General features: G+C 71.9%; 15 protein-coding genes and 1 pseudogene. 9 read left to right on the top strand and 7 right to left on the bottom strand.

Translation table 11 applies throughout. The features are described from left to right. Window positions 1-20 precede the first annotated feature (20 nt). From ACFYZY_RS11570 to ACFYZY_RS11545, 6 genes are all read right to left on the bottom strand, one after another. Window positions 21-1,070, bottom strand: a complete 1,050-nt coding sequence (locus ACFYZY_RS11570) for an NAD(P)H-dependent flavin oxidoreductase (protein ID WP_388692352.1) — start codon at window positions 1,068-1,070, stop codon at window positions 21-23. After that, window positions 1,063-3,225, bottom strand: a complete 2,163-nt coding sequence (locus ACFYZY_RS11565) for a 3-hydroxyacyl-CoA dehydrogenase NAD-binding domain-containing protein (RefSeq protein WP_388692350.1) — start codon at window positions 3,223-3,225, stop codon at window positions 1,063-1,065. The genes ACFYZY_RS11570 and ACFYZY_RS11565 overlap by 8 nt, the downstream gene beginning before the upstream one ends. Window positions 3,226-3,253: 28 nt before the next feature. Next, complete coding sequence (locus ACFYZY_RS11560) at window positions 3,254-4,462, bottom strand: acetyl-CoA C-acetyltransferase (protein WP_388692348.1); 1,209 nt, start codon at window positions 4,460-4,462, stop codon at window positions 3,254-3,256. Between the two features lie 146 nt (window positions 4,463-4,608). Then, window positions 4,609-5,772, bottom strand: a complete 1,164-nt coding sequence (locus tag ACFYZY_RS11555) for an acyl-CoA dehydrogenase family protein (protein WP_388692346.1) — start codon at window positions 5,770-5,772, stop codon at window positions 4,609-4,611. Then, the gene (locus tag ACFYZY_RS11550; protein WP_388692344.1) at window positions 5,769-6,971 is read right to left on the bottom strand and encodes an alcohol dehydrogenase catalytic domain-containing protein; all 1,203 of its coding nucleotides are present in this window, start codon (window positions 6,969-6,971) and stop codon (window positions 5,769-5,771) included. Before ACFYZY_RS11550 ends, ACFYZY_RS11555 begins: the two co-directional genes overlap by 4 nt. Window positions 6,972-6,988: 17 nt before the next feature. Further along, the gene (locus tag ACFYZY_RS11545) at window positions 6,989-8,614 is read right to left on the bottom strand and encodes a succinic semialdehyde dehydrogenase (protein WP_388692342.1); all 1,626 of its coding nucleotides are present in this window, start codon (window positions 8,612-8,614) and stop codon (window positions 6,989-6,991) included. Window positions 8,615-9,195: 581 nt separating this feature from the next. On the opposite strand from ACFYZY_RS11545, the gene ACFYZY_RS11540 reads away from it, so the two are divergent. The 8 genes and pseudogenes from ACFYZY_RS11540 to ACFYZY_RS11505 all read left to right on the top strand — a co-directional run bounded on the left by ACFYZY_RS11540 (window position 9,196) and on the right by ACFYZY_RS11505 (window position 16,722). Continuing rightward, entirely contained in the window at window positions 9,196-10,785 is a 1,590-nt protein-coding gene (locus ACFYZY_RS11540; RefSeq protein ID WP_388692340.1) for a long-chain-fatty-acid--CoA ligase, read from the top strand. 561 nt (window positions 10,786-11,346) lie between these two features. After that, window positions 11,347-12,186, top strand: a complete 840-nt coding sequence (locus tag ACFYZY_RS11535) for a PQQ-binding-like beta-propeller repeat protein (RefSeq protein WP_388692338.1) — start codon at window positions 11,347-11,349, stop codon at window positions 12,184-12,186. Window positions 12,187-12,219: 33 nt separating this feature from the next. Beyond that, window positions 12,220-12,378, top strand: a complete 159-nt coding sequence (locus tag ACFYZY_RS11530) for a hypothetical protein (protein ID WP_388692336.1) — start codon at window positions 12,220-12,222, stop codon at window positions 12,376-12,378. 299 nt (window positions 12,379-12,677) lie between these two features. Continuing rightward, the gene (locus ACFYZY_RS11525) at window positions 12,678-13,001 is read left to right on the top strand and encodes a DDE-type integrase/transposase/recombinase (protein WP_388692334.1); all 324 of its coding nucleotides are present in this window, start codon (window positions 12,678-12,680) and stop codon (window positions 12,999-13,001) included. A gap of 347 nt (window positions 13,002-13,348) precedes the next feature. Next, on the top strand, window positions 13,349-13,576 hold the full coding sequence (locus ACFYZY_RS11520; protein WP_388692332.1) for a hypothetical protein: 228 nt from the start codon (window positions 13,349-13,351) through the stop codon (window positions 13,574-13,576). 45 nt (window positions 13,577-13,621) lie between these two features. Continuing rightward, a complete protein-coding gene (locus ACFYZY_RS11515; RefSeq protein ID WP_388692330.1) occupies window positions 13,622-14,317 on the top strand; it encodes a serine/threonine-protein kinase in 696 nt (231 codons plus the stop codon). Next, a pseudogene (locus ACFYZY_RS11510) lies at window positions 14,269-15,339 on the top strand (substrate-binding domain-containing protein). Before ACFYZY_RS11515 ends, ACFYZY_RS11510 begins: the two are co-directional and overlap by 49 nt. Window positions 15,340-15,669: 330 nt before the next feature. After that, window positions 15,670-16,722, top strand: a complete 1,053-nt coding sequence (locus ACFYZY_RS11505) for a DUF418 domain-containing protein (protein ID WP_388692328.1) — start codon at window positions 15,670-15,672, stop codon at window positions 16,720-16,722. Window positions 16,723-16,941: 219 nt separating this feature from the next. On the opposite strand, the gene ACFYZY_RS11500 is transcribed toward ACFYZY_RS11505, so the two are convergent. After that, a complete protein-coding gene (locus tag ACFYZY_RS11500; protein ID WP_388692326.1) occupies window positions 16,942-17,124 on the bottom strand; it encodes a hypothetical protein in 183 nt (60 codons plus the stop codon). Between the two features lie 418 nt (window positions 17,125-17,542). Here ACFYZY_RS11500 and ACFYZY_RS11495 point away from each other — a divergent pair, with 418 nt between their 5' ends. Continuing rightward, on the top strand, window positions 17,543-18,730 hold the full coding sequence (locus ACFYZY_RS11495; protein ID WP_388692324.1) for a sensor histidine kinase: 1,188 nt from the start codon (window positions 17,543-17,545) through the stop codon (window positions 18,728-18,730). Window positions 18,731-18,737: the final 7 nt, after the last annotated feature.

Below are 18,737 nucleotides of genomic sequence, written 5' to 3'. Positions count from 1 at the left end.
GAAGGCGGGGCGAGGAGGCGCTACGCCGCCGGGGCCCCGCCCGCTGCGGCGAACAGCGGCGCCGGGCCGCTCCCGTCGGCGAACGTTCCCGAAAGCCGCTCGATCACGTTCCGTGCCTCGCGCACGATCCGCTCCACCAGCAGTCCGGCCGGGGCGATGTCACGCACCAGCCCCTGGGACAGGCCGACGGACCAGATTCCGGCTTCGAGGTCGCCCTCCTCGAAGACCCGCCGCCCGCGCGCTCCCGCCACCAGGTGCTGGACGTCCGCGAACGCCCCGCCGTCCGCCAGGATCCGGACGACCTCCGTGCTGACCGCGTTGCGGGCCACCCGGGCCGTGTTGCGCAGCTCGCGGAAGATGAGCCGGGTGTCACGTTCGGACGCTTCGACGATCCTGCGCTTGACGGCCTCCGCCACCGGCGCCTCTTCGGAGCAGAGGAAACGGGTGCCCATGTTGACCCCGTCCGAACCGAGGGCCAGCGCCGCCGCCAGTCCGCGCCCGTCGGTGAAGCCGCCCGAGGCGATGAAGGGGATCGTGAGCGCGTCTGCGGCCGCCGGCACCAGTACGAGGCCGGGCACGTCGTCCTCGCCGGGATGTCCCGCGCACTCGAATCCGTCGATCGACACCGCGGCCACCCCGAGCCGCTCGGCCTTCACGGCGTGCCGGACGCTCGTGCACTTGTGGATGACCCGCACTCCGTGGTCCGCGAAGAACTCCATGTGCGGTTCGGGGCTGGAGCCCGCCGTCTCGACGATCGTCACCCCGGAGTCGACGATCGCCCGGCGGTACTCGTCGTAGGGCGGTGGCGTGATCGCCGGAAGGATCGTGAGGTTGACGCCGAACGGCTTGTCGGTGAGCGCGCGGGTCCGCTCGATCTCCCGTGCCAGGTCCGCCGGGGTGGGCTGGGTGAGGGCCGTCACGATGCCGAGCCCGCCCGCTTCCGAGACGGCGGCGGCCAGTTCGGCCCGCCCCACCCACATCATCCCGCCCTGCACCACGGGATGCTCGATGCCCAGAAGCTCCGTGAAGCGGGTGCGCAGCCGCGGCGTGGCGGCGACGGCCTCAGACATAGCTCTCGCCCCGCTCGGCACGCTCCACCAGCGACGCCGGCGGCAGGAACCGCTCTCCGTACGCCGCGGCCAGCTCGCGCGCCCGGTCGACGAAGCCGGGCAGGCCGCCCTCGTACTGGTTGACGTACTGCAGCACGCCGCCGGTCCAGGCGGGGAAGCCGATGCCCTGGATCGAGCCCACGTTCGCGTCGGCCACGCTGGTCAGCACGCCCGTATCGAGGCAGTCGATGGTGTCGAGGGCTTCCGCGAACAGCATGCGCTCCTGGAGGTCCCGCAGCGGCAGGACGAGCCGCCCCGACCCGTACCGCTCGCGGACGCCCGGCCAGATGCCGGTCCGCCTGCCGGAGGCGTCGTAGTCGTACCAGCCGGCGCGTTCGCGCCGTCCGACGCGACCCTGCTCCAGCATCCAGTCGACGACGTCCTCCGAGGGGTGCGCAATCCAGGTCTTCCCCTCGGCCTCCTCGGCGGCCCGGGTCTCGACGCGGATCCTCTGCGTCAGGGACAGGGTCAGCTCGTCGAGGAGCTGGAGCGCGCCCGCCGGGTAGCCGGCCTGGAGCGCGGCCTGCTCGACGCTGGCCGGCTCGACGCCCTCGCCGACGGCGGCGACGGCCTCGGCGATGAAGCGCCCGATCACCCGGGAGGTGAAGAAGCCCCGCGAGTCGTTGACGACGATGGGGGTCTTGCCGATCTGGAGGACGTAGTCGAAGACCTTGGCGAGCGTCTCGTCGGAGGTGTGCACGCCCCGGACGATCTCGACCAGGGACATCCTGTCGACAGGGCTGAAGAAGTGGATGCCGATGAAGTCGCGCTCGCGTGCCACGCCCTTGGCCAGCAGGCTGATCGGCAGGGTGGAGGTGTTGGACCCGAGCACCGCGTCGGGTTCCACGATGCCCTGGATCTCCTGGAAGACCTCCTGTTTCACCGGCACCGACTCGAAGACGGCCTCGACGACGAAGTCGACCCCGGCGAAGTCGGCCGCCTCCGCCGTCGTGCGGATCCGTCCCAGCAGCACGTCGGAGCGCTCCCGGGAGGTCCGGCCCGCCTTCAGGGCCTTCGCCTCCAGACCCCGCGCGTAGTCCTTGCCCCGCTCCGCGGCTTCGAGGGTGACGTCCTTCAGGACGACGTCGATGCCTGCCCTGGCGCTCACGTAGGCGATGCCCGCGCCCATCATGCCCGCGCCGACGACCCCGACCTTCCGAGCGGCGAAGCGTTCGAACCCGTCCGGGCGGCTCGTGCCGGAGTTGATCTGTTGCAGATCGAAGAAGAACGCCTTGATCATGTTCTTGGTGACCTGTCCGCCGAGCAGGCTGACGAGGTACTGGGTCTCCACCCGCGAGGCGGTGTCGAAGTCGACGTGGGCGCCCTCGACGGCGGCGGCCAGCGCGGCGCGCGGCGCCGGCACCGGTGCCCCCCGGGTCCGCTTGCGCAGCAGCCCCGACAGAGCGGGCAGGGTCGCGGCGATCTCCGGATCGCCCACCTCGCCGCCGGGAAGCCGGAAGCCCTTCGCGTCCCACGGCTGCGCCGCTTCCGGATGCCCGGCGATCCAGGCCCGCGCCCGCGCCTCGGCCTCTCCGGCGTCCGGGGCCAGTTCGTCGACGAGTCCGGTGGCCAGCGCCCCCCGGGCGTCGAACTTCCGGGCGGACAGAATGACATCGGACAGGGCTTTGTGCAGGCCGAGCATGCGCACGGTACGGGTGATGCCGCCGCCGCCGGGCAGTAGACCGAGGCCGACCTCGGGCAGGCCGAAGCGGCTGCCGGGCAGGTCGACGGCGATCCGGCGGTGGGCGCAGAGGGCGACCTCCAGGCCACCGCCCAGGGCGGTGCCGTTCAGGACCGCGACGACCGGGCGGCCCAGCTTCTCCAGACGCCGCATCCAGTCCTTCATGCGGTCGATGTACGCGGTCTCCTCGGCCGCCCGGTCGGCGCTGCCCGCGCGCAGCCGGTTCAGGTCACCGCCCGCGAAGAAGGTCTTCTTGGCGGAGACGAGCAGGACTCCGGTGATCTCGTCGCGTTCGGCCTCCAGCCGAGGCACGCACTCCTCCAGGCCGGCCATGAAGGCGTCGTTCATGGTGTTGACCGAGGAGACGGGGTCGTCCAGGACGAGCGTGACGACGCCGTCGGCGTCGCGCAGATAGGCGATGGCGGATGTGGTCATGTCGGGGGTTTCCTTTCGTCGCGTGGGGTCAGAGGCGTTCGACGACGGTGGCGATGCCCATCCCGGCGCCGACGCAGAGCGTCACGAGGCCGCGGCGACCGCCGGTCCGCTCCAGCTCGTCGAGCAGGGTGCCGAGGATCATGGCTCCGGTGGCGCCCAGCGGGTGGCCCAGTGCGATGGCCCCGCCATTGACGTTGACCTTCTCGTCGGGAACCTTCAGGTCGCGCTGCCACTTCATGACGACCGCCGCGAAGGCCTCGTTCAGTTCGAACAGGTCGATGTCGTCGACCTCCAGGCCCGCCGCCGCGAGCACCTTCCTGGTGGCGGGCGTCGGACCGGTGAGCATGATGGTGGGCTCGGCGCCGGTGACGGCCGTCGCTACGATCCGGGCGCGCGGGAGGAGCCCGAAGCGCTCGCCGATCTCCCGGCTGCCGATCAGGGTGAGCGCGGCGCCGTCGACGATGCCGGAGCTGTTGCCCGCGTGGTGGACGTGCTCGATCCGCTCCAGGTGGTGGTACTTCTGCAGCGCGACCGCGTCGAAACCGGCCGCTGCGCCGACACCGGCGAAGGCGGCCGGCAGCGCGGCGAGGCTCTCCACCGTGGTGCCGGGCCGGAGGTGCTCGTCGCGGTCGAGGAGCAGGACCCCGTTCATGTCCCGGACCGGTACGACCGACCTGCCGAAGCGCCCCTCGCGCCAGGCGGTCGCGGCCCGCTGCTGCGAGCGGGCCGCGTAGGCGTCGACGTCCTCGCGGGTGAAGCCCTCCAGCGTCGCGATCAGGTCGGCGCCGATGCCCTGGGGCACGAAGTACGCGTCGTAGGCGGTGGTGGGGTCCTGCGCGTAGGCGCCGCCGTCCGAGCCGATGGGAACGCGCGACATCGACTCGACGCCGCCTGCCAGGACGAGGCTCTCGTAGCCGGAGGCCACCTTCTGGGCGGCGAGGTTCACCGCCTCCAGACCAGAAGCGCAGAAACGGTTCACCTGAACACCGGCCACCGTGTGCGGCAGCCCCGCCACCAGCGAGGCGGTACGGGCGATGTCGCCGCCCTGCTCCCCGACCGGCGACACCACACCGAGCACGATGTCGTCGATCAGCTCCGGGGCGAGTGAGGGATTGCGCTCCTGGACCGCGTGGATCAGGCCCACGACCAGATCGACCGGCTTGGTGCCGTGCAGCGCTCCGCCGCGGTTCTTGCCGCGCGGCGTCCGCACGGCCTCGTAGATGTAGGCGTCGGACATGACGCTCCCTTTCCTGGGACGGGAAGGATCCGGACGGGCCCGGACCCCGGGGTGCTCGACGGGCGGGGACGCCCGGAGCGGAGGAACGGGCCCAGGCCCTGTCCGGAAAGCCTCGCCCGGGCGCGGGGCAGCCTTCCGGACAGCACCTAGAGGCCCAGGTCGCGGCCGACGATCTCTTTCATGATCTCGGTGGTGCCGCCGTAGACGGTGGTGATCCGCGAGTCGAGGTAGTCGTGCGCGATGCGGTACTCCAGCATGTAGCCGTAGGCGCCGTGGAGTTGCAGACAGCGCCCTACGATGTTCACGTACTGCTCGGTGGCCCAGAACTTCGCGGCGGCCGCGTCCACCGCGGTGAGCTCGCCCCGGGAGTGCCGGGCGAGCAGGTCGTCCAGGTGGGAACGGCCCACCCGGGCCGTCGTGACCATCTCGGCGAGTTCGAAGCGGGTGTTCTGGAAGGAGCCGATCGGCCGGCCGAACGCCCTGCGCTCCTTCACGTACTCCAGGGTCCGTTCGAGCACGCCCTCGATGGACGCCATCGCGTTGGCGGCGATCGAGATCCGCTCCTGGGGGAGGTTGCGCATCAGCGCGGCGAAGCCCGAACCCTCCTCGCCGAGGAGGTTGGCCGCGGGCACCCGCACGTCCTGGAAGAACAGCTCGCTGGTGTCCTGGGCGTGCAGACCGACCTTCTCCAGGTTGCGCCCCCGGCTGAAGCCGGGCCGGTCCGCCTCGACGACCAGCAGGCTGATCCCGCCGTGCCGGTCGGGACCTGTGCGCACGGCGGTGACGACGAGGTCGGCGTTCTGGCCGTTGGAGATGAAGACCTTGCTGCCGTTGACCACATACGCGTCGCCGTCGCGGACGGCGGTGGTGGCGATGCCGGCCAGATCGCTGCCGGTGCCGGGTTCGGTCATCGCCACGGCGACGATCAGCTCCCCGGAGGCGATACCGGGCAGCCACCGCGCCTTCTGCTCCTCGTCGGTCAGGTCGGTGAAGTAGGGCACGACGATGTCGTTGGAGAGCGTCACCCCGGCGAGCCCGTCGGACGCGGGGTGGCGGGAGAACTCCTCGCCGATCACGGAGTTGAAGCGGTAGTCGGTCACCCCGCCGCCGCCGTACTCCTCGGGGATGTTGAAGCCGAGGATGCCGGCGCGGGCGGCCTCCTCGAAGAGGGCGCGGTCGACCCGCCCCTCGGAGCGCCACCGCTCGGCGTGCGGGGCGGCGTGCTTGTCGGCGAAGGCGCGGGCCGTTTCCCGCAGGAGCTCGTGCTCGCCCTCGTAGAGCGCGCGGCGGCTGGAGATCACGTCGGTCATGAGGAGGACCCCTGTCTCGGAACGGGTGGTGAGGCGGGTGCGGAGCCGTGCTTCGGAGCGCGTCCGGGCCAGGGACGAGGAGAGGGGGGGGCGAGGGGGCGGTGCTGCCGGGCTCCGGGCAGGAGGACCGCCTTCAGCGTCAGGCCCGCCCGCTGGTCCGCCACCGCGCGCTCCACGTCGTCGAGGGCGTAGGTGGTCACCAGCCGGTCGAGGGGCAGCAGCCCGTCGCGGTGGCGCCGGATCAGCTCGGTTATGAGCAGCGCCGGTTCGGCGTCGCCCTCGACGCAGCCGAGCAGCCGCAACCCGCGCATCGTCAGGGACCGGACGTCGAGAGGTATCTCGGCGGGGCCGAGCCCGACGAGCGCGAGCGCGCCGCGCGGCCGGAGCAGGGAGAGCGCGCGGGCGATCGCCTCGGGCCGTCCCGTGGTGTCCAGGGCGTGGGTCACCGGGGGGATCGGTTCGTCCAGCGAGGCGACGGCCGTGGCACCGTATGCGGTGAGCAGCGCGCCACGGGCCTCGACCGGCTCCGCCACGACGACCTCGACGCCCTCGGAGAGCGCCGTGAGCGCCGCGGCGGCCCCCACACCGCCGGCGCCGACAACCAGGAGCCGGTCGAGGGGCCGGGGCCGCAGCACGTTGAGCACCGCGCCCGCGCCGGTCAGGAAGCCGCAGCCCAGGGGAGCGGCGACCTCCGGAGGCAGGTCCCCCACGGGGACGCAGGACCGGGCAGAGGCCAGGACCGCCGTGGCGAAGGACGACTGGCCGAAGAAGGAGCCGAACACGGGCTCGCCCCCGACGCGCAGGGTCGGTGAGCCGTCCCGTCGCCGTCCCGAACCGTTGAGCGTGGTCGAGCAGGCGCAGTACCCCGGGAAGCCGGACCGGCACGGGACGCACTCTCCGCAGGAGGCGAAGGAGATCACCACCCGGTCCCCGACCGCGAGTCCTTCCGCGCGGGGGCCCAGGCGCTCCACGGTGCCGCACCCCTCGTGCCCCAGCACGGCCGCCCGGCTCCCCAGCCGCTTCTGGGCGAGGAGGTCCGTATGGCACACCCCGACGGCCTCGACACGGACGAGGACCTCGTCGTCGCGCGGCTCGTCCAGCTCGGCCTCGACGAGTTCGCCGAGCGCGGAGCCGCGGGAGAGCAGGACGGAGACCTTCGTGCCGGCCCCGGCCCGGGGCGGGCGCCCGTGCACGGACACCGTGCCCGTCTCGTCCCTCACCGCACACGCAGCCGGCGGAGCAGGGCCAGCTGACCGTTGGTCCGGTGGACGAAGTCCTCGGCCGACTGCCCCGGGCCGGGGCCGAGCGGCATGAGGCGCTGCACGGCGACGGTCTGGCTCTCGGTGTACTTGAGGATGCCCTCGGCCCCGTGGCGGCGGCCGAGCCCGCTGTCGCCCAGGCCGCCCATGCCCGCCTCGACACTGCCGGCCGCGGCGGCGGCACCGTCGTTGATGTTGACGGCACCGGCGCGGAGCAGCCCCGCCATCCGGGCGGCCGTCCGGGTGTCCTTCGACCAGATCGATGCCGACAGGCCGTACGTGCCCTCGTTGGCCAGCTCGAGCGCCTCGTCGTCCGTCGCGTACGGGTACAGCGAGACGACCGGGCCGAACGTCTCCTGCCCCCAGACGGCCATGTCGGGGGTGACGCCCTCCAGGACCGTCGGGGCGTAGAACAGTGGGCCGATGGCGGGCAGGGCGTGCCCGCCCGTCAGCGCCTTCGCCCCCTTGGCGACGGCGTCGCCGACGTGCGCCTCGACCGCGGCGAGCCGCGCAGGGGAGACCAGGCATCCGAGGTCGGCGGCGTAGTCGTAGGACGGCCCCGGCCGCAGGGCCTCCGTCGCCCGGACGAGCCGTTCGCGGAAGGCGTCGTAGACCTCCTCGTGCACGTAGACGCGCTCGATGTGGATGCACATCTGCCCGGTGTTCGCGAAGGCGGCGGTGACCGTGCCGGCCACCGCCGCCGCGAGGTCGGCGTCCGCGCGCACGATGAGCGGGTTCTTGCCCCCGAGTTCGAGGGAAGAGCCGATCAGCCGCCGGGCGGCGCGCTCCGCGACGCCGCGTCCGGTCGCGGTCGACCCGGTGAAGCAGACGAAGTCGACGGAGTCGACCAGGGCGGTGCCCACCACCGCCCCGTCGCCGGCCACCACCCGCCACACTCCGGGGGGCAGTCCCGCCTCGTCCAGCAGCGCCCGGGTCCACAGCACGGTCAGCGCGGTCTGTTCGTCCGCCTTGGAGACGACGGCATTGCCGGCCAGCAGGGCCGGGAGCACGTCACCGACGCCCAGGTAGAGGGGGTAGTTCCAGGGGGAGACGACGCCGACCACGCCCTTCGGCACCCGCGTCTCCCTGACCCTGGTCAGGCCGGGCACCATTCCGCGTACACGGCGGGGGGAAAGGTACCGGGCGGCGCGGCGTGCGTAGTGCCGGGCGAGGGTCGCGACCTGTGCCACCTCCTGCCAGGCGTGGTAGCGGGCCTTGCCGGTCTCCCACTGGATCAGGTCGAGCACCTGGTCCTGCCGGGCGAGCAGCAGGTCGTGGAAGGCGAGCACGATCTCGCCGCGGCGGGCGAGCGGCAGCCGTGCCCACTCCCGCTGGGCCGTGCGGGCCTCGGCGACCGCGCCGACGACGTCCGCCGGGGCGCAGACGGGAACGGGCGCGACGGGGGAGAGGTCGAACGGCGCGAGCGCGACCACCGGACGTGCGGTGTCCCGATCGGGGCGCGCCGCGTCCCGGTGTACCCACGCGCACCATTCCCCGATCAGCTGGTCGGTCACCCAGGAGGGGCGAGGGCCGGCCGCCACCGGCGGCGGGGGTTCTTCGGTCTGTTCCTTCTCCGTGCGCATGGGGCTCCTTGAGGTGCCGACGGACGCGGGGCGGGGCGGACGTGACGGGCTTTGCCCATCCGTGGGGCCCCGGCAGGGACGCGGACTGCGCCGACATGCCTGGAGAGCAGGGGTCTCGCCGACGGCCGAACGCATCGTCATGTTAATCAAAAATCACATCGGAGAACAAGCTTGCCGACGCGGCACGGCTTCTGCTCGTAGCCTGTTCGGCAGGGTGCTTCACCCGCCGAGGGGGCTGGCAAGTGAATGGAAAATCTCGCGTGGACATGGCTCCTCTCGATCGGCGCCCCCCGAGTCGCGCGAGCATGGCGCACGTGCCCGCCCCTGGTGGCCGACGCGCCGGGCGGTCCGTCGACCCCTTCGGGCCCGCGCGGCCGCGGCCGACGGCGTGGATCGGTTCGGTGCGTTCGCCGCCGACGCGGAGGCGGGCGGCGAATCGCCTCCGCCCCTCCCGGCGGCGCCCGGCACGACCAAGGCGTCCCGATGTGATTTCCGGTTAACAAAAACCTTCCTGGGCCGCTACTTTTCATGCATAGTGGCCGCAGGATCCACCTCTGTCCGCCTGGAATCCGAGGAGTGGCATGTCCCCCGGTACGGCTCCCGCATGGTCCTTCCGGCACCACTGGATGGCCCAGGCGGCCACACACGCCATGGTGCGCCCCGACAAGCCCGCACTGCGATACGCGGGGGCCACCACGACCTGGGCCCAACTGTCGGAGCGCTCCCTCCGGCTCGCCGCCGCGCTCGCCGACCGGGGCGTACGGTCCGGTGACCGGGTGGCCGTGCTCACCCTCAACCACCCTTGGTTCGTGGAGAGCGTCTTCGCGGTGAACAGCCTGGGCGCCGTGGCCGTCCCGCTCAGCTTCCGGCTCGCGCCCCCGGAGCTCGGATACATACTGGACGACTGCACCCCCGCCGCCGCCGTGGTCGACGCCCGGCTCCTCCCGCTGTTCCGGGCGGCCCCGCCCGCCGCCTCCGTCACCACGGTGATCGCCATCGGCGAACCGGAAGCGCCCGGGGGAGGGGCCGGCGAGGAGATCGGGTACGAGGACCTCCTGGCCGCGTACGAGCCGATGGAACTCCCCGACGTCAGCGAGGAGTCCATCGCGCTCATCATGTACACCTCGGGTACCACCGGGCGCCCCAAGGGCGTGATGCTTTCCCATCGCAACATGCAGGTGCAGGCCATCACCTGCATCCGGGCGATGGACATGTCCGACGACTCCGACGTCAGTTTCCTCACGGCCCCGTTCTTCCACATCGCCGGCCTGGGCTCGATCGTCGCCGCCTTCCTCCTCGGTGGCACGGTGGTGATCCACCCGCTCGGCGCCTTCGACCCGAAGGCCGTCCTCGATGCCTACGAACGCGAGGGGGCCACCATCGTCTTCAACGTGCCCCAGCAGTGGGACCTGATCTGCGCCCAGCCCGACATCGACAAGCGGGATCTCAAGCTGCGCGTCATCAGCTGGGGCGCGGCCCCGGCCACCGACACGACCCTGAGGGCCATGGAGCGGAGCTTCCCCGCCGCGCTCAACGTCGCGGTCTTCGGCCAGACGGAGACCTCGCCCATCACCTGCGTCCTGCGTGGCGAGGACTCCCTGCGCAAGCTGGGCTCGGTCGGCCGGCCGATTCCGAACGTCCAGTACCGCATCGTCGACGACTCCATGAACGACGTGCCGAACGGCGAGGTCGGCGAGATCGTCTACCGCGGCCCGACGGTCACCCAGGGCTACTGGAACAAGGCCGAGGAGACCGAAGACGCCTTCCGCGGCGGCTGGTTCCACTCCGGGGACCTGGTCCGGCAGGACGCGGAGGGGTTCATCTGGGTGGTCGACCGCAAGAAGGACATGATCATCAGCGGTGGGGAGAACATCTACTGCGCCGAACTGGAGAACCTCATCGCCGAGCACCCCTCGGTGCGCGAGGTGGCGGTGGTCGGAAGGCCCGACGAGCGCTGGGGCCAGATCCCCGTCGCGTTCGTCGCGGTCGTCCCGGAGGCGGACCTGTCGCTTCCCGCACTGCTCGGCTTCCTCGACGGGAAGCTCGCCTCCTTCAAGATGCCCAAGGACCTCATGACGCTTCCCCAGCTCCCCCGCAACGCCGGCGGAAAGGTCGCCAAGGGCGCCCTGCGCGCCCTCGCCGAAACCCCTCGGCCGACCGAGGCGCCCTGACGGCCTCGCGCAGCGGTGGCGGCGCTCGCGCGCGAAGCCGTTGGGCCGAGGACGCGCGGCGCCCGCACTACGGGCAGGGCCGGCCGTCGAGAAGCGGCGGGCGCCGGTCGGCGGAGGTCACCCCGGCCAGGTGGACACCGCGGCCTCGGGGCAAAGGGCGCACCCGCCCCGGCCGTCACTCTGGACCGAACGAGGTCTCCTCGGCGGCGACCGTCGGCCTGCCCGCGTGGAGCTGGCGGATTGCCTGTTCGAGGTCGGTGGGCGGGGCGGCGGTCGTTCATGCAGGGGCATGCGGTCGTTGTGGCTCGCTCGGACTGGGGTGCCGTCGGGCGGGGGACGATCAGCGCCGAGGAGTTGGCCGCCCCCGCGGAACCGGCCGTCCAGCCGGATCACAGCGCGGAGGCCCGCCGAATCCTCACGGACCTCGCGGCCTCGGCCGGTCGACAGTGGTCCGTACGCCGGCGGGCGCGGGCTGTCGAAGGCACGGAGCACGGCCGGGTGCTGGCCGCTCTGGACGGGATCCTGGCGGAGTCTTGGTTGCCCTCAGGAGACCTGCAATGGGTGGTCGAGGACGAGGAAGGCGGCCGACAGCTGGTTCTGGCCTCCGACGGCACATCGGTCTGGACCGATGCCGAACGCCGCAGCCGGCACAAGGGAAGGCGCTGGGAGGCATCCGTGCCCCGGGTCGCCCGGATCGCCGTCGACACGGGGCAGGTGCTGGAGACCCTGAGCCCCGGCGTGTTCACGGTTCTCGTCGCAGGCGGCCAGAGGACGATCCTGAGGCCGTTGGACGGCCGCCGTAAGCACCCCGAACGGCTGATGATGTTCGACCTCGACGGTCCGGCGGACGGTCCGGAGGCCGGCCACTTCGACCTGTTCGATCACCCGTTCGCCGTCCGTCGCGCCAGCCGCCCGTACGTCCTGGTCGGCACCGACCCGGACAAGCCGCATAGGGACAAGTGGGTCACCACCCTGGACCCCGATGGGACGTTGCGGCGGCTCTTCCCCCGCTCCTGGGCACCGGCAGGACATCATTTCGGGGGCCCCGCAGCCGAAATCGGGCGGTCCCCGGTCTATGCCGGCGCCGTCCATCACGGCCACGGACTCCAACCCGGTGGCGCCTACGCAGTGCGGCGATCCCTGAACGGCTCAGTACGGTGGCAACACCGCACCGATCATCCCGCCACCGCCCTCGACACCGACGGGCACACCGTCTACGTGGCCTACAATTCCGGCGCCCTGACAGCACTGGACGCCGACGACGGCTCGGTGCGATGCCACACCGAACTTGAGGTTGACGGAGCACCGGCCACCGCACTGTCCCTCGCTGTGGCGCCCCGAGGGCACTTGCTCATTGGGACCGTCGACGGCCGGATCCTGGAGTGCCCGCCTCGGCCGTGATCCGAGAGCGAAGCCTTGTTCTTCGCTGTTCGCATGTCCCACGAGGCGATGCCTCCTGTTCGTGGGCTTGATCCGCGCCGGCGCGGTGGCCGCTCGGTCGGTCAGATCGCCGAGGACTTCGACCTGGCCGAGACCGCGGTGCGGCTGTGGGCCGGCCGGGCCGGGCCAGCGCGGGTGAACGCGATGGTCTGAACAGCAGTGGGCGCGAGGAGTTGGCCGCGCTGCGGCGGGAGAACCGCCGGCTGCGGGAGGACGTGGAGATCCTCAAGCGGGCCACGGCTTTCTTCGCGAAGGAGACCCGGTGACGGCGCACCCGTTCATCGAGGCGGAGAAGCGAGACGGTCACCACGTCAAGCGCGCGTGTGAACTGCTGCAGGCCTCCCGAACCGCCTTCTGCGCCCGCCGCACCGGCAAACCCGGTCCGCGGGCGGCCCGTGACGCCGGGCTGGCCGAGAAGATCGCCGAAGTTCACGAACGGTCCCGCGGAACATATGGGGCCCCGCGACCCCACTCCCGACCCGGACGGCCTCGATGCCCGCTGGTGCGGCGACATCACCTACGTTGCGACCGGCGAGGGCTGGCTCTATCTGGCCACCGTCATCGACATCGCCTCCCGCCGGGTAGTCGGGTGGGCGACGGCCGATCACCCGCGAACCGATCCGGTCGCCGACGCCCTCACCGCGGCCTGCCGACAGCGTCGTCCCTCTCGACCCGCGATCTTCGACTTCATCGAGGGCTGGTACAGCTTGCACCGACTGCACAGCAGCCCCGGTTACCGCAGTCCCGCCGACTGTGAGACCGCACTCACAGCCTGACCGCCACACCGATGGTGTCCGTCAAAGCGGAACAAGCTCAGGCCGTCTTCCTCATCCGGTGTCGGCCCGTTCACGGCATGAGGATCCTGCCGCCCGGCCGGGCCATCCGCAACAGCCCCCGGGGCCGCTCGTGACGGTGACGCGGCTCGTGATGCCCTGCGCGCAGTTGTGGCTGGATGGTGTCGGTAGCCTGGCGGGCGCCGAGCGCGGGTGTGATGAGCAGTGCCGAGGTCGGCTGTGGTTCGGTGAAGGCGCATCGGGGGGCTGGAAGCTATGACCTTGCAGGATGGTGATCCGCGTTCCATCGGCGGCTATGTGCTGGAGGGCCGGCTCGGAGCGGGGGGGGCATGGGCGTGGTCTGTCGGGCCCGCTCGCTGTCCGGCCGGCAGGTGGCCGTGAAGGTGATCAGGCCCGAGCTGGCTCAGGACGCGGGGTTCCGGGACCGCTTCCGGCGCGAGGTGGCCGCTGCGCGGCAAGTGAGCGGGGCGTTCACCGCGCCGGTGGTGGACGCCGATGCCGATGCTTCCATGCCGTGGCTGGCGACGCTGTACGTGCCTGGCCGCTCACTGGCCTAACGCATCGCAGAGCAGGGACCGCTGGCGGCGGGTGAGGTGCTGCGGTTGGCGGCCGGCCTGTCGGAAGCGCTGTTGGACATCCACCGCGCCGGGCTGGTCCACCGTGATCTGAAGCCCGGCAACGTCCTGCTTGCAGACGACGGCCCGCGTGTCATCGACTTCGGCATTTCGCGGGCCGGCGATGGGACCCGGCTGACGCAGACGGGGACCGTCGTGGGCACGCCGCCGTTCATGGCGCCGGAGCAGTTCACCGGTACGGTGGTGGGGCCGGCAGCGGATGTGTTCTCCCTCGGGTCGGTTCTTGTCCATGCGGCCACGGGACACGGCCCGTTCGACGGCGACAGCGCGCACGCGATCGGTTTTCGCGTGGTCTATGAGGAACCGGACCTGACCGCGCTGCCGGACGAACTGCACCCGCTGGTGACCGCCTGTCTCACCAAGGACCCGGAACAGCGCCCGACCGTTGACCAGCTCCTGCGGACCCTGGGCGCGGACGGGCCCCTTCCCGCCACGCCTCCGACGCTGCCGTCTCCGCCTGACGTGCCACCGGCCGGGTTCGGACCGCCGCTGCCGGTGACGGGTACCTCCGCCGATGCGCGTCGCCCCGCCTGGCCGGCGCGCCGCCCGTGGTCATCGCTGCTGCGGCCGCCCTGGCTGCCGTGGCCGTCACCGTGCCCGTGGTGGTCAGCCGCATGGGGGACGAGGGCAAGGAGCCCGGTCCCGGCAGCAGTCCGTCCCTGAGGGCGAGCGTGTCACAGGGTGGGGGAGGGCAGCCGAATTCCTCCTGCGCGGACCGGTCGGGGATGACGCGCGGTGCCGGTTCCCAGACTCAGCAGATGGCTGTCAACGCGTGGATCCGGGACTACACCACAGCCTGCCCGCAGCACAACATCACCTACGAAGGCGGTGGGTCCGGGTTCGGCTACATGGACTTCAAGGGCGAACGGGCCGACTTCGCCGTCCTCAACGAGCCCATGACCGCGTCCGAATCCACCTGGGTCGACAGGAGGTGCGGTGACGGCGGAGCCCTGCAGCTCCCGGTCATGGCCATGCCCGTGGCGCTCGTGTTTCACCTGGAGGGCATCAACTCCCTCACGCTCAGCGGCAAGACCGTCGCCAAGATGTACAGGGGCGAGATCACGCGTTGGAACGACCCGTAGATACGGGCTCTCAACCCCGACGTGACCTTGCCCGATCGGAAGATCACACTGTTCCACCATCACGGCCAGTCCGAGTCCACTCGGACGCTCACCGAGTACCTCGCCGTTGCCGCACCCGACTACTGGCCCTACACGCCCAGCATCTCCATGCCTGAGCCGAAGAGCGAGGCCGTCCCGGACGAGGACGTCGCCGACAAGGTCACCGCGACCGACGGCCCGCTCGCCTACGCGCCCATGGACGTGGTGAAGAACGCGAAGCTGGCCCCCGCGTCGCTGGACACCGGCGCCGACGAACCGGTCTTCCCCGACACCCAATCCCTCACCGACGGCGCCGCGACCGCCGACGTGCTCGATCCCGCCCGCAGGGACATGGCCATGAAGGCCGACTACAACACCACCGCCGACAACGCCTACCCGATCTTCCGGTTCGGCTACGCCGTCGTGTGCGCCAAGCACAGTGCCACGACCACCCCGGACGTCCGCCCCTTCCTGAACCACGTTCTCAGCGAGAAGGGCCAGAAGACAGCGGCGGAACTCGGCTACGGACCGCTCCCGGAATCCCTCAGCCAAAAGGGCCTCGACCTCCTGAACCGCCGACGCTGACCTGGTCACTCCGGCGCTTTCCCGCGTCACAACGACGTCGCGGCGCTTCCGGCACGCATCGGACCTCCAGCCGCGGACGGGATCGCGACCCGGAGCGTGGGCCGCCCGGCGCCTGTCGCGCAGGCACGCACCACGGCCGAGAAGGCCAGACGATCCGGACCGAGCAAGCACCTGGGGACGCGGACCCGGCGCGAGGGGGCCTGCGCGCTGTGCGTGCGGGGGCTCCGGGGGAGAACGGCCATCGGCCCACAGGCCGATGTGGTCCCGGCCGATCCGGCCAGGAGGCCGATCCGGGGTGCCACCCGGGTGGCGCATCGTCATGCCATGTCCATGAACACCAACTTTTCCACCACCGCGCGTCCTGCGGTCCCAGAAGCCAGCGGCCCCCAGCAGGCCCGCGAGGGCCGCCGCATCACCGTGCTCGACGCGCTGCGCGGCTTCGCCCTGTGCGGCATCCTCCTGGTGAACGTCAACCAGATCGCGCCGATGGACCCGGTGTCCTCTGCGCCGTCCGAACCCGTTCAGTGGTACGCCGTGCCGGAGTACCTGGAGCTGTTCGTCCAGCATCGCTTCTTCCCGGTCTTCTCCTTCCTCTTCGGCCTCAGCTTCGCGATCTTCCTGGACAGCGCTGCCCGGCGTTCGGCCCGCCCCCGGCTCCTCCTGGTGCGCCGGCTGATCGCCCTCGGGCTGCTCGGCGCCGCCCACCAGCTTCTCCACCCCGGTGAGGCGCTGCTGCCGTACGCGATCGTCGGACTCGTCATCCTGCTCCCAGCCTCCTGGCTGCCGACCTGGCTCGTGCTGACCGGCGGCCTGCTGGGGACCGTCGCGTCGGTCACCGTCGTCGGCGGTGGCCTGGTCAGCATCCCGGGCCTGTTCCTGCTCGGCCTGGCGCTCGCGCGCCTCGGCATCGCCAGCACTCTGGACCGTCGTACCGGCCAACTGGCCGTCGTCCTGGCCCTTGCCGTCCCCGCGGCGGCCGCCGGGATCTGGTGGCAGCACACCTATCCGATGGCCGGGCCCTACGCCACCCGTATCGCTGCCGGAGCGGGACTCCTCGGCGCCGTCGCCTACTCCACCGCCCTGGTGCTGTTGCTGCTGCGTACCCCGTTGGGCCGCCCGCTGTCGGCGGTGCTCGAACCGCTCGGCAGGATGGCGCTGACGAACTACCTCACGGCCACGCTCGCCGTCGTCGCCGCGGCCCCCGCACTCGGCCTGGCGGAATCCTCGCACTGGGACAGGGCCATGGTGCTGGCGGTGACGATCCTCGCGGTCCAGTCCGTCTTCAGCCGCTGGTGGCTGAGCCGGTTCCGCTACGGACCACTGGAGTGGGGTCTGCGTTGCGTCACGTGGTGGAACGTGATGCCGCTCGCCCGCCGATCCTGACCGTGGGGCACCGCGCACGTCCTCAGGGCAGTGGGGGGAGCACCGGGCAGCAGCGCGGGTTGCGGAAGCGGATGTGCGCCGGTCCCGGTCCCGGTGCCGGTGGGCAAGGAGGGGCGGCGGCCCGGGGGAGCTGTCCGGCGGTCGCTTCGTCGGCGAAGGTCACGTCACCTGCGGGCCCCGGCCTGCGCCTGTGCGACAGGCACCCGCTGTGCCTCCCGATCACGAGCTGTCTGGACCGCCGTGCGAGGCGGCATGCCGCCCGGCTTCGGTGGCAGGGACACGTTCTCGTCGGGGGGGCAGCTCCGGCAGCAGCTGACCGGACTGGAAGCCGAAGCCGAAGCCGAAGCCGAAGCGGTGCGGCGCAGCCTCGCTGCGCCGCACCGGCTCGTCCAGCTGCTCCACCCCGCTCCCCGGCCGGCGGCACCGGGCCCTCATCGGGTCGTTCGACGCCGGCCGGGCAGTGCAGCAAGTGGACCTGCCCGACCCGGAGGGGCCCATGACCGCCGGCGGCCGGCTCGCCGGTACGGAAACGTCGACGCGAGCCGGCGCGCGGGTCAGGCCGAAGGACTTCACCCGGCCGACCCCCGACCAGGGCAGGGGGACACGACGGTCTTGCCGAACGGGCCCATCGGACCGCCCGCGCGGCGACGTGGGCGGCCAGACCGGGACCCTGCCCGGCCGGAAAGACGTGGATCCGCATGCCGTCGACGACCCCGCCGCGCCGCCACCTGCTCCGTCGGTCACGGCGCCGGTGCCGAGCAGCCGATATCGGCCCGCAGGCCGACCCGCTCCTCAGCCGTACCTCTTTAGGCTTCAGCATGTGGAACCCGATACTCTCCTCTCCCCGGCCGTCCGGCGCCTGCTGACCTGCATGCTCGTCACCGGCCTTGCCCTGCTGTGGCTGTTCGATCTCGTAAGCCTGAGCAGCGCCTCCGACAAGATTTGGCCGAGCCGGCTGTTCCTGCTGTCCTTCGGCACGCTCACCGCCCTGGCCCTGCTCCTGCCCGACCGGCGCCCAGGCCTCGGGATCCGGGCCGGCGTCGCGGCCGGGGGCTCACTGGTGCTCACCGCGATGCAGCTGCGCCTCTCCCCGCTGGAGACCACCTGGGGTCTGCTGGAGACCGTGGCGCTGCTCGGCATACTCGTGCGCACCACGCGCCGGATGCGGCGGCCTGTCGCTGCCGTGGCCCTGTCGGCCGCACTGGGCGTCGCGGTGATCGCCCTGCCGCTGCGCGTGGGCACGGGCTACGACGTCGTCACGTTCTCCTTCATCCTGACCTTCGCCGTCGGCGGGACCGTGGGCCTGGGCTGCTACCTGCGCCTGCAGGACGCGCGCCGGGTTCGGGCCATGGACGCCGTACGCCAGAACGAGCGCACGGAACTCGCCCGCGATCTGCACGACTTCGTCGCCCACCACGTCACCGGGATCATCGTGCACGCCAACGCCGGGCTGATGATCCAGGAGACCTCGCCGGAGCAGATCAAGCCACTGCTGGAGGGCATCTCGCGAGCCGGCTCGGAGACCCTGGACTCCATGCGCCGACTGGTGCGGGTGTTGCGCGAGGAAGACCACCACGGTGCACGCCCCGCGGAGATGCTGACCGAAATCGAGCGATTGGTCTCCGCGTTCGCCGAGGACGGCACCGAGGCGCGGCTGGACGTCGAGGACCCGGTGCGCGCGGTCCGGCTGGCTCCCGAGGTGGAGACCTCCGTCCACCGTGTGGTGCAGGAGGCGCTGACGAACGTACGCCGCCATGCCCCCGGTGCGGACGTGACCGTCCGCCTCGGTCTCGACCGGCGCACGAGCGGCGACCTGCTGCGGGTGGAGGTGCCCAACACGGCCCCGGCGGTACGCTCCGCCCTCCCGACCGGCGGCCGGGGCGGCTTCGGCCTGGTCGGGCTGCGCGAGCGCGTGGAGGCCGTCGAAGGCGCCCTCACCAGCGGCCGGACTCCGGACGGCGGCTGGTGCGTGACCGCCACCTTCCCGGTTCTGGACGCTGTGGCATGATCCCCGA

It is taken from the genome of Streptomyces sp. NPDC001744 (assembly GCF_042892575.1).
In the GTDB taxonomy this organism is placed as follows: domain Bacteria; phylum Actinomycetota; class Actinomycetes; order Streptomycetales; family Streptomycetaceae; genus Streptomyces.
This window is presented reverse-complemented; position numbering and strand designations above follow the sequence as displayed.

Coding starts and splice junctions, on each gene's coding strand:
- ACFYZY_RS11570 (WP_388692352.1), bottom strand. CDS start 1,070: ATGTCTGAGGCCGTCGCCGCCACGCCGCGGCTGCGCACCCGCTTCACG.
- ACFYZY_RS11565 (WP_388692350.1), bottom strand. CDS start 3,225: ATGACCACATCCGCCATCGCCTATCTGCGCGACGCCGACGGCGTCGTC.
- ACFYZY_RS11560 (WP_388692348.1), bottom strand. CDS start 4,462: ATGTCCGACGCCTACATCTACGAGGCCGTGCGGACGCCGCGCGGCAAG.
- ACFYZY_RS11555 (WP_388692346.1), bottom strand. CDS start 5,772: ATGACCGACGTGATCTCCAGCCGCCGCGCGCTCTACGAGGGCGAGCAC.
- ACFYZY_RS11545 (WP_388692342.1), bottom strand. CDS start 8,614: ATGCGCACGGAGAAGGAACAGACCGAAGAACCCCCGCCGCCGGTGGCG.
- ACFYZY_RS11540 (WP_388692340.1), top strand. CDS start 9,196: ATGTCCCCCGGTACGGCTCCCGCATGGTCCTTCCGGCACCACTGGATG.
- ACFYZY_RS11530 (WP_388692336.1), top strand. CDS start 12,220: ATGTCCCACGAGGCGATGCCTCCTGTTCGTGGGCTTGATCCGCGCCGG.
- ACFYZY_RS11525 (WP_388692334.1), top strand. CDS start 12,678: ATGGGGCCCCGCGACCCCACTCCCGACCCGGACGGCCTCGATGCCCGC.
- ACFYZY_RS11520 (WP_388692332.1), top strand. CDS start 13,349: ATGGGCGTGGTCTGTCGGGCCCGCTCGCTGTCCGGCCGGCAGGTGGCC.
- ACFYZY_RS11505 (WP_388692328.1), top strand. CDS start 15,670: ATGAACACCAACTTTTCCACCACCGCGCGTCCTGCGGTCCCAGAAGCC.